At 46.4% G+C, this 10,140-nt stretch carries 8 protein-coding genes; 1 reads left to right on the forward strand and 7 read right to left on the reverse strand.

Annotated elements, in window-relative coordinates:
• Positions 1 to 1,086 precede the first annotated feature (1,086 nt).
• The 7 genes from F0364_RS15790 to F0364_RS15820 all read right to left on the reverse strand — a co-directional run bounded on the left by F0364_RS15790 (position 1,087) and on the right by F0364_RS15820 (position 9,923).
• On the reverse strand, positions 1,087 to 1,920 hold the full coding sequence (locus F0364_RS15790; protein WP_153798769.1) for an FAD binding domain-containing protein: 834 nt from the start codon (positions 1,918 to 1,920) through the stop codon (positions 1,087 to 1,089).
• 219 nt (positions 1,921 to 2,139) lie between these two features.
• Positions 2,140 to 4,527 (reverse strand): xanthine dehydrogenase family protein molybdopterin-binding subunit, encoded by a 2,388-nt coding sequence (locus F0364_RS15795; RefSeq protein ID WP_153798770.1) that lies wholly within the window; start codon positions 4,525 to 4,527, stop codon positions 2,140 to 2,142.
• Positions 4,524 to 5,027 (reverse strand): (2Fe-2S)-binding protein, encoded by a 504-nt coding sequence (locus tag F0364_RS15800; RefSeq protein WP_153798771.1) that lies wholly within the window; start codon positions 5,025 to 5,027, stop codon positions 4,524 to 4,526. The genes F0364_RS15795 and F0364_RS15800 overlap by 4 nt, the downstream gene beginning before the upstream one ends.
• A gap of 221 nt (positions 5,028 to 5,248) precedes the next feature.
• Positions 5,249 to 5,683: an SRPBCC family protein gene (locus tag F0364_RS15805; protein WP_153798772.1), complete on the reverse strand. Its 435-nt coding sequence runs from the start codon at positions 5,681 to 5,683 to the stop codon at positions 5,249 to 5,251.
• A gap of 377 nt (positions 5,684 to 6,060) precedes the next feature.
• Positions 6,061 to 6,258: a hypothetical protein gene (locus tag F0364_RS15810; protein WP_153798773.1), complete on the reverse strand. Its 198-nt coding sequence runs from the start codon at positions 6,256 to 6,258 to the stop codon at positions 6,061 to 6,063.
• Between the two features lie 234 nt (positions 6,259 to 6,492).
• Positions 6,493 to 6,960 (reverse strand): hypothetical protein, encoded by a 468-nt coding sequence (locus tag F0364_RS15815; protein ID WP_153798774.1) that lies wholly within the window; start codon positions 6,958 to 6,960, stop codon positions 6,493 to 6,495.
• On the reverse strand, positions 6,960 to 9,923 hold the full coding sequence (locus tag F0364_RS15820) for an RHS repeat domain-containing protein (protein WP_153798775.1): 2,964 nt from the start codon (positions 9,921 to 9,923) through the stop codon (positions 6,960 to 6,962). Before F0364_RS15820 ends, F0364_RS15815 begins: the two co-directional genes overlap by 1 nt.
• Positions 9,924 to 10,035: 112 nt before the next feature.
• Between F0364_RS15820 and tnpA the strand changes: the two genes are divergently transcribed.
• On the forward strand, positions 10,036 to 10,140 hold a 105-nt coding region (gene tnpA / locus F0364_RS29525), incomplete at its 3' end, for an IS66 family insertion sequence element accessory protein TnpA (protein ID WP_442345985.1).

Below are 10,140 nucleotides of genomic sequence, written 5' to 3' on the forward strand. Positions count from 1 at the left end.
ACTCCGCCACAAAGCCGGGCTGCGAAGGCTTCAGCGGGGTATCCGCTTCAATCCCTCACCCGACAGCCCGTTGCCGGTTACAGGTTGCTGGTTGCCGGTCTGTTGATGGGCAAAAACCTGATGATTTATTTAATTGATGAAACGCAGAAGAAGTTACTTACCCGCTGCTAACATTAAACCTTGAAGGAATGAACATTGAACAGTTAAGCCCCATCGGGGCGGCATGTTAGCAGATAAGAAAAAAGACGATTTGCAAAGAGCGCCGTAGGTGCGATATGTCAGGCGGGGTGGTAATCTTGCGGAATGATGATGCAGACAACACGGGGTGCTACAGCCTGGGCAACGTATCGCCTCTACGAGGCTTTGCAAACAGGCCGTGACGATTTGCCTGCTACTAACATATCGCTCCTACGGAGCTTTGGAAAACACCGCAACCCGACAGCCGGATGCAGGTTACAGGTAGCTGGTTGCCGGTCTGTTGATGGGCAAAAGCCTGATGATTTGTTTAATTGATGAAACGCAGAAGAAGTTACTTACCCGCTGCTAACATTAAACCTTGAACGAACGAACATTGAACAGTTAAGCCCCATCGGGGCGGCATGTTAGTAGATAAAAAAAGACGATTTGCAAAGAGCGCCGTAGGTGCGATATGTCAGGCGGGATGATGGCCTTGCGGAATGATGATGCAGACAACACGGCGTGCTACAGCCTGGGCAACATATCGCCTCTACGAGGCCTTGCAAACAGGCCGTGACGATTTGCTTGCTACTAACATATCGCTCATACGGAGCTTTGGAAAACACCGCAACCCGAAAGCCGGATGCCGGTTACAGGTAGCTGGTTGCCGGTCTGTTGATGGGTAAAAACCTGATGGTGTGTTTAATTGATAAATTACAGATAAAATAGAGCACCCACTGCTAACATTAAACCTTGAACAAACGAACATTGAACAAAACCAACCTTGAACAACTGAACATAGAGCAGTTGCTGTTTTCCCGGTGCAATTGCGCAGTAAGATAACTACGGTAACAAAAAATGGGCGGCCATGATGCCGCCCCGTCTTTACACACAGAAGTTTCCAGCTTCTCAGGCTACGGCGTGCAATACTTTTTTAAGATATACTTTGGCCAAATGTTTACGATAATCTGCTGCCGCGTAATGGTCGCTGAGTATGCTTACGCCTTCTGCGGCGGCATTGGCGGCTGCTTCAATAGTGGCATCGTCCAGCGGCTTGCCGGCAACAGCCTGCTCTGCGGCCGCATCCCTGAAAGCATTATCGCTAACGCCGGTGAATGCGATGTTGGTAACGCCATCGGGTTTGCGCAATACAGCACAGCCTACCATGGCAAAGCGGGATGCCGGCTGCGGAAATTTCTGATAAGCTGTTTTTGTGCCTTCCGCCGGTGACGGAATGCGTACCGCCGTAATAATTTCACCTTCTTCCAGCGCAGTAGAAAAAAGGCCGGTAAAAAATTCTGTTGCCTTAATACGCCGCTTGCCGTTTTTGCCCTTTACTTCAATGGCGGCATCGGCGGCTAATACAAGGGCCGTCCAGTCGGCGGATGGGTCGGCATGGGCCAGGCTGCCCCCAATAGTACCATGGTTGCGTACCTGCACATCGCCTATGCGGCTGGCCGAATCAGAAAAGAAAGACAGCTTGCTTTTGATGATATCATTTTTCACGATATCGTGGTACGTGGTGGCGGCGCCAATAACTATTTCGCCATCTTCTTCCTTAATGCCTTTCAACTCTTCTATGCCGGCTATGTTTACCAACTTGGATGGCTGGTTAAGCCTTAGCTTTAATGCCGGCAAAAGGCTGTGGCCCCCGGCCAATATTTTTACATCTCCGTCCGTTAATGCGGCAATGGCTTCATCAACGGTGGATGCTTTCTGATAATCAAACGCGGTAGGTATCATATACTTTGATTACAATGATTTTAATGATGAAATGATTTTTTCTTCGCTTAACTGTCGCCATGATAGCAGAACGATGAACGGATTGCGACGCAACGATGCTGCTATAAAAAACCGAACGCTGGTATCATGTCGCTGATTACTATGATTATAATGATGAAATGATTTTTTTGGCTACCAGTCAAAAGAGAAGGGCCAACGGTTTGGCAGGCCAGTTCCCCTTTAGGAATTGGGGGCCTTCATAGCTCTCCAAACCCTTTCTGATGTAAGCGGCATACGTATGTCTTTTACCTGGTGGCCACCGCTCCATAAAGCGTCAATTACCGCGTTCACCACAGCAGGCGTAGAGCCGATGCAGCCTGCCTCGCCGGCGCCTTTTACGCCCAGTGGGTTATGCGGACAAGGCGTTACCTGGCTGGCCGTTTCAAACATGGGCACATCATCCGCACGGGGCATGCAATAATCCATGTAAGAACCATTGAGCAACTGTCCATCTTCATTATACTCCGCACCTTCAAACAGGGCCTGGCCAATACCTTGTACAAGGCCGCCATGTATCTGCCCTTCCACTATCATGGGATTAATGATATTGCCTACGTCGTCAACAGCAACAAAGCGCTTTAAAGTAACCTTGCCGGTTTCCTTATCTATTTCCACCACTGCAATGTGGCAGCCAAAGGGATAGGTAAAGTTGGCCGGATCGTAAAAACTGCTGAAATCAAGACCCGGCTCCAGGTCTTTAGGGTAAACATGCGGCACATACGCCGTTAAAGCAATATCACCAAAACTCAGTGACTTATCCGTACCCTTAACAGTAAACTTACCACCCGTAAACTCTATGTCATCCGCACTGGCTTCCAGCTTATGCGCGGCTATCTTCTTTCCTTTCTCTACAATCTTTTCAATGCTCTTAACAATCGCCGAGCCACCCACAGCCAGGCTCCTTGAGCCATAAGTACCCATGCCAAAAGCCACCGCTTCACTATCGCCGTGAATGATTTCAACATCTTCCATAGGTATGCCCAGCTTATCGGCCACTACCTGGGCAAAAGTGGTTTCATGCCCCTGGCCATGCGAGTGCGCCCCCGTATAAACGCTGACCTTGCCGGTGGGCTGTACACGTACCTGGCCTACCTCGTACAAGCCCGCCCTGGCCCCCAGAGAGCCAACCACAGCGCTGGGCGCTATGCCACATGCTTCTATATAAGTAGAAAAGCCTACGCCAATTAGTTTACCGTTTTTGGCGGCTTCTTTCTGGTCGTTACGCAATGCTTCATAGCCCAGCATGTCAAGGCCTTTTTTTAAGACACCTTCGTAATTACCACTATCGTATTGCAGCGCCACCTGTGTTTGATAACCCGGCTGGTTAACACCATCAAAGGGCGGTATAAAATTTTTAAAGCGCAATTCAGCAGGGTCTTTACCCATTTCCAGGGCAGCCAGGTCAATAAGGCGTTCCAGCAGGTAAGTAGCTTCCGGCCGGCCGGCGCCACGGTAAGCATCCACCGCCACTGTATGGGTAAATACGCCGGTTACATCCACATTTATCTTGGGGGTAGTATATAAGCCCTGCAACAGTGTGCCGTGCAGGTAAGTAGGCACGCAGGTAGAGAAAGTAGAAAGGTAAGCGCCCAGGTTGGCAAAAGTTTTTACACGCAAAGCGGTAATTTTTCCGTCGGCATCAAAGCCCATCTCAGCCTTGGTAACATGGTCGCGGCCATGGGCATCTGTCAAAAAGCTTTCGCTGCGCTCAGCCGTCCACTTAACCGGCCGCTTAATTTGCCGGGATGCCCAGGTAAGCAAAGCTTCTTCTGTATAATGAAATATTTTGCTGCCAAAGCCACCACCTACATCGGGCCCCACCACACGCACTTTATGCTCAGGAATACCCAGCACAAAAGCACACATGAGCAAACGGATTAAATGCGGGTTTTGCGTGCTGGTGTAAAGTGTGTATTTGTCGCTTGTTTCATCGTAAGAACCTATATAACTCCGCGGCTCAATGGCATTGGGTATCATGCGCTGGTTAATAAACTCCAGGGCGGTAACATGCGCAGCGCTGTTAATGGCCTCATCCACTTCCTCAATAGGGTTGCCCAAGGCCCAGTCGTAACAGGTATTGGCCGGCACATCATCATGCACCAGCGGCGCCCCTGCCTCTGTAGCTTTTTTAGCATCCACCACGCAAGGCAACTCCTCGTATTCTACATTTATAGCCTGTGCGGCATCCACAGCCTGGTCGCGGCTTTCGGCAATTACAATGGCAACAGCATCGCCCACATGCCTTGCCTTATCAGCCACCAGCAACGGGTGCTTGGGCTCCTTCATGGTATCGCCGTTTTTAAAATTCACCTGCCAGCCACAGGGCACACCATTTACACCGGCTACATCGGCGCCGGTAAAAACGGCTACCACGCCAGGCATGCTTTTGGCCTCAGCGGTATCAACACTCACAATTTTTGCATGGGCAAACGGGCTGCGCACAAAAGCGGCATACGTCATGCGCGGCAGAATAATATCATCCGTATAATTGCCTTTGCCGGTAATAAAGCGTTTGTCTTCCACACGCCTTACCGATTTACCTATAAAAGAACCGTTAGTTGTGCTCATACGGCTACCTCCTCTTTTATTTTTCCAGCAGCTTCTTTCAATTTTCCGGCAACCTGCTGAACGGCTTTAACGATGTTGTGATAACCGGTGCAGCGGCAGTAGTTGCCTTCCAGACCATAGCGGATTTGTTCTTCGGTAACATCTGGATTGTCCGCTAAAAAATCGGCCGCCACCATAATCATCCCCGGTGTACAAAAACCGCACTGCAGGCCGTGGCAATCTTTAAAAGCCGCCTGCAGCGGGTGCAGTTCGCCATTGTGTGCCAGCCCTTCTATGGTGGTGATATCGCAGCCATCCGCCTGCACGGCCAGCATGGTGCAGCTTTTGGTGGCTTTGCCATTTACGTGGATGGTACATGCGCCGCAACTGCTGGTATCGCAGCCTATATGCGTGCCGGTAAGGCGCAGCACATCCCGCAGGTAGTGCACCAGCAGCAGGCGGGGCTCAACGGTGTTACTGTAAGCAACACCGTTAACTGTGAGATTAATTTTTATGCTCATGAAGTGTAACGTTTTTTACCTTGATTTTAAACTGATTTTTCTGATGATACTGATGGGTTGATAAGTTGCTATCCGCCTGATTCTGCAAGAACAGCTTATGAAGCACGAAGTACTTTGGGTTAACCTCCTGCCAATAAGCAATATCCCTTAAAAACTAAGCTTTTACCTCAAGTACTTCGTACTTCGTAACTCGTAGCTGACGAGCCGGCTTTGTGTTAAGGCTATAACTCTTTTTCCAGGTTGGCAAAGAACTGTTTTGACAAAGTGTTGGCCACGCCACCCAGCACACGCTGCCCCATACTGGCCAGCATGCCAGACAGTTTTACATCGCCATCAAAAGCAACTTCTGCCTGGTTGCCTGCCACGGGCGTTACGGCTATTTTTATGGCTGCACTGGCATTACCTACCTTGCTGTTTTGCTGTACCTTAAGTGTAAAAGCTTTTTCCGTTTCTATGTCTTCCATCTGCATATTACCAGTGAAGGAGCTGCTTACCGGGCCCAGCTTCATGGAAATGGTTGACTTATACGTATTGTCGCCGGTTTTTTCCAGTTTGGAAATACCGGGAACAATGCGGGCCAGCGTATCCGTATCCATTAACAATTGCCAAACCCTGGAAGGCGCCGCGTTTAATACATGTTTGCCCGTAAGCTGCATAAGTGAGAATTATATGGCGTTAGAGAAGGGCCGCAATGGCCGGTGTTACAATCGTTCAGCAAATTCCGTATTAAGTTATACAAAAAGTTCTATGATAATCGTAAAAAACTGAAGGATCCTATCATTTTGGGGAGGGGGTGAGGGTGAGGGCCGATACCGGCAACAGTATTTCATGGCGGCCCAGTTGCGTCGCAATCACTTCACCGTTCGGTTTTTCATGGCGGCTTTTATGCGGGTATTAGGTATTGGCCCTGCATCAAAACAACCATGGGGCTATCCAGCAATGGCTTCCCATAAACATAAAGGCAGTCTTCGGACGCCTTCCATTCAAAATCCAAAGAGCCACTGAAGCTGACTCTTTGGATAGCATCATTCTTTTATTTGCATTTTACAATCAAGGAGTGAATACTAATAAGGGCGGGGCGTACCGGATGGTTCCTTGCAATCAGTTCATCCAGCGTAGGGGGTAATGCCATCAACTGGTTTTGATGGATTTCTTTAAATACTACCTTGAGTGTGTTGCCAATTGCCATACCTGGCAAGACAACTAAAATCAACTGTATGATAAATATCATGCACGTTTTATTTATCCACCACTTCTGTTTATAAACCCCCACTAAAAACTAAAACTAAAAAAACATGGTGGATAACCCGTACCCAAAAATTGAAATCAAAAAAGGCTGCCTCTCTTACTTTTGAGACAACCTCTCTATTCAAAATCTAAAAAGTCGCTATAGCAAACTTTGGATAGCATAAATTTTATTTGAAGGATTCAACAAAGACAGAATTGATATTTCTATCTAACAAAATCATTTCCAGCGCTTAGAATACTCAATTAATTTTCCTTGGAATACAACAATTTGTTCCCGGCGAAACTCATTCTCATAGAACAAACTTATAGAACCAGTATTCAAATCAATTTTTAACCGGTAAGGAAACATTTCACGATTACATACTGAAATTGCCCTAGCCATTTTCCTATCGTAAGATTCAAACCTAAAATCTGAAGAATCCTTGTCTATTCTTTTATACCTCACCTTTCTACTTCCGCGTCGGAATATTATCTGAGTATCAGAGATTGCAATAGAAAAAGTAATTCCCATCTTGTCTGTGTTTGAACTAATCGGGTCTATGAATTGTCGAAAATCATTCCTATGGCAAACATAAAATTCACTCTTAAAATCTATAAAAATTTTCGCTTTAACAACTATTGAATCATTACCTAAGCATAAAGTTCCCGTAGAAAACATAGCGAATAAAAAGAAATATAATTTCATTAAAAAACATCTTTAATAAATGACGAATTTACAGGACTACCTTTAAAATCATTTTTCTGAGCTGGCTTCAACTTAAATTGTTCTCGATACTGAAGTGTTGACTTTATATCTTCAACCGTCCAATTATTAGTCTGCTTAGGCCTGAAAATAAATGCTCCAAAAATTTTTGTTTTCTTATAAGGAATGTGAGTGTCTGGAATAAATAATTTTGAAGGATCAAACATCTGCCTTCTCAAATTACTTGTTCCATGTTTCTGCATTACACTTTTAACATTTTTCCCTTGCTTATCCTTTAAAACTACAATGGCAAAATGAAGATGAGTTGAGCTTTTTGTCTTTGCTTCGTAATACATAATATCTCCCATTTTAGAATTGGATTCAGACATAATTGGATCAAATGTTGGCTCATCCTCTTCATTAGCTTTTGTACCTAATCTGCCAGCTAATAAATTCGCATTTTCTCCATAATCACCGTATCGAATTAATCCCTCTTTGTTTCCTGATGCCATATTAGCAAAATTAGCGCAATTATTTACGGCTTGTTCACTACTTAAGTCTATAGGTTTCGAATCTTCATCATAGTCATCACCCAAAAAGTTAATTGCATAATTAATATTACTGACTTCTTTAATCTTTTCCAGTTTAAGTTCACTTCCAGTAGTTATTTTTAGAGTATTTAAAGTGGGATTGGACTTAAGCAGACTGTTTTTGGGTATTCCGAGCTGTAGAGCCAATGTACTTAAGTTATCCCCTTTTTCTGCGACAAAGGTCAAGCTATATATTTTGGTAGTCTTATCAAAATCCACTTTTGCAACCCACTTTCCATTGGGATCAATAAACATGACAGGACTATTGACAGCATATGCATATGGAGTAATACTTGGATATGCACTGGCCAATCTATCCGTAGTCATCCACCTACCTATTCTGCCATCATAACTTCTATCTCCAAAATCAACACTATTCCCATCCCCCTTCACCTCATTATCATTCTCCTTCCCATTAAACCCATACCTGTAACTCCCCGCATTAAACTTCCTTCCCGGCATCAACATGCCAAAAGGATAATAGTCATTCGCACTCACCACATCAGCCACATAATAATCCGCCTCAGGGTCACTGTCGTTGTTAACACCCGTCACCTTATCGCTCACCGTAGCCAAAACATTACCTAAATGATTACTTAACTCAAAGAACTTATCGCCGCTCCGGCCCCAGGCTGTTTTGGAATCCCCAATCCCATTCTGCTTCGCCACAATGCCCGGTTTCCATATACCCAAACGGCTGCTGCCATACAGGTGCTGCTCATCCCAGGTAAAGTTACTGCCTGCAGATGTATAAACAGCCATCGTATTGCCCTGCGCATCACGACTATAAAATGTAGTGGTGGTGGTACTGCCCGCAGCCACCGTCTTGGTAATACGGTTGCCGGCAGCGTCGTAACCATAACTGATGGTTTTACCCGTCATGGTTATTTTTTTAATCTTGCCATATACCGTCCACTGTATGCCGGTTATCTTTTCCTTCGTGTCTTTGGTAAGGTTGCCAATTTTGTTGTAGCCGTAATTATTGTCGCCCTGGTTGTCAATGTCTTCGGCATAGTTATCATCCGCTACCGCATCCTTTATGTGCAGCAGCCGGTTCTTCAGCAGGTTGTTGTTCGCGTCACGCTGGTAAGCATAACTAAGCTGGTCCATAGCAAGGGAATTATTACCATTACGATTGTACGTGAGTATGTTTCCATTGCCATCGTAGGTTACCTGCTCAAAATAATCGCTTGTTGTAAAGCCTATACCTCCGGGCACGTTCATCAGCGACGACCAGGTAAAGGCCGTCAGCCTGTTCAACTGGTCATAACGATAGCGGTTCTGCATCACATACGAACTTATTTTTGGTATATCCACTGCCATACCACTGATATTACCATTGTACAACGGCGTAAGGGTATTGTAACTCAAAAACGGGTTATTTGCTGTGGAAGTACCAACAGGCTTATAATCCGAAGCCCCATAATAATACAACCCAAACCCAAACACATCTTTAGGCACCAAATCGAAAAACGTACCAGCCTTACCATCACCCGTCATCTCCACTTTATTAATATCCGAACTGTTCACCCCCTTCAGCCAGCCCTGCAGCGTATAGGCATAATCAACGCCCTGTACAGTAGTATTGCCCAGTTCAGTCCTCGCCAGCGGCCCGTGAAGATAATAACGGTAATGCGCATCCCTGTCCCAGTTATTAATATCATTCGGGCCTGACAAATCCTGCTGGTTGGTATACACATCCGTCAGCCGGTTCTCCGCATCGTAACGGTAGTAGTGATAAAACTGGTCCCACTTTCCATCCTGGTAACGCACTTTATTCACCTTGCCGCTTATCAAATCATAGTCATAAGCAATCCGCTTCAGCCCGTCGCTGCCGGGGTCTTTCTGCTTCTCTATCGCCGCAAGGGCCACATTCTCCTGCGTCAGCAGTTTTACATTGCCTGTTATATCGTAGTTATAATAACTGGCCGCTTCACGGTTTACAGCAGCATTGTTACCTGTGGACAGCAATGCCACTGCCGCCACACGTTTGCGCAGGTTGCCCTGTGCAATACCCGCAGGCGCCCACACTGGGGCCACATCATACACCGTTAACGTAACCTGCCTGTTGGTACCGCTGTTCATCCAGGTTTTCAGGTCACTGTATTTGCGGGTAGCCAGTTCGCTGATGGTTACCGACGTGGTAGCATTGTACTTCTCCCCCACTTCGGTAATGCGGCCCAGGTTATCATAACGGGTATAGCTAAACCGGTTGGCAGGGTTATCCGCGTTCACCGTAGCAGGGCTCAGTTGCTCCGCATTCTGCGATACCACCAGCCTGCCCAGCTTATCGTACCAGAAATTGCTGGTACCGCCATCCGGCGTAGTTTGCCGGTACACCTGTTCCTGGCTGTTGTAATAATAGTTCGTTGCCAAACCGTGCGGCGGAACGTATCCCTGCCAGCAAGTACATCTTGTTGCGCCTTTTAATTGACCGTTACTTTGGCAATAAAAAATTATGCAAAAGGATATTGAGGTCAGAGAGCAAATGTTTAGTATGATTGGAGACTGGCAGCAAAGCGGGCTTAGCCAGAAGGCGTTCTGTGCTCAGCACGGTATCCGCTACCATGTTTTTCACTATTGGTACAAAAAT

This window comes from Foetidibacter luteolus, from assembly GCF_009650435.1.
Taxonomy (GTDB): Bacteria; Bacteroidota; Bacteroidia; order Chitinophagales; family Chitinophagaceae; genus Foetidibacter; species Foetidibacter luteolus.

Excerpts from the sequence above, each read along its gene's own strand:
- F0364_RS15800 (WP_153798771.1), bottom strand. The coding sequence starts at position 5,027 with ATGAGCATAAAAATTAATCTCACAGTTAACGGTGTTGCTTACAGTAAC.
- F0364_RS15805 (WP_153798772.1), bottom strand. The coding sequence starts at position 5,683 with ATGCAGCTTACGGGCAAACATGTATTAAACGCGGCGCCTTCCAGGGTT.
- F0364_RS15810 (WP_153798773.1), bottom strand. The coding sequence starts at position 6,258 with ATGATATTTATCATACAGTTGATTTTAGTTGTCTTGCCAGGTATGGCA.
- F0364_RS15815 (WP_153798774.1), bottom strand. The coding sequence starts at position 6,960 with ATGAAATTATATTTCTTTTTATTCGCTATGTTTTCTACGGGAACTTTA.
- F0364_RS15795 (WP_153798770.1), bottom strand. The coding sequence starts at position 4,527 with ATGAGCACAACTAACGGTTCTTTTATAGGTAAATCGGTAAGGCGTGTG.
- F0364_RS15790 (WP_153798769.1), bottom strand. The coding sequence starts at position 1,920 with ATGATACCTACCGCGTTTGATTATCAGAAAGCATCCACCGTTGATGAA.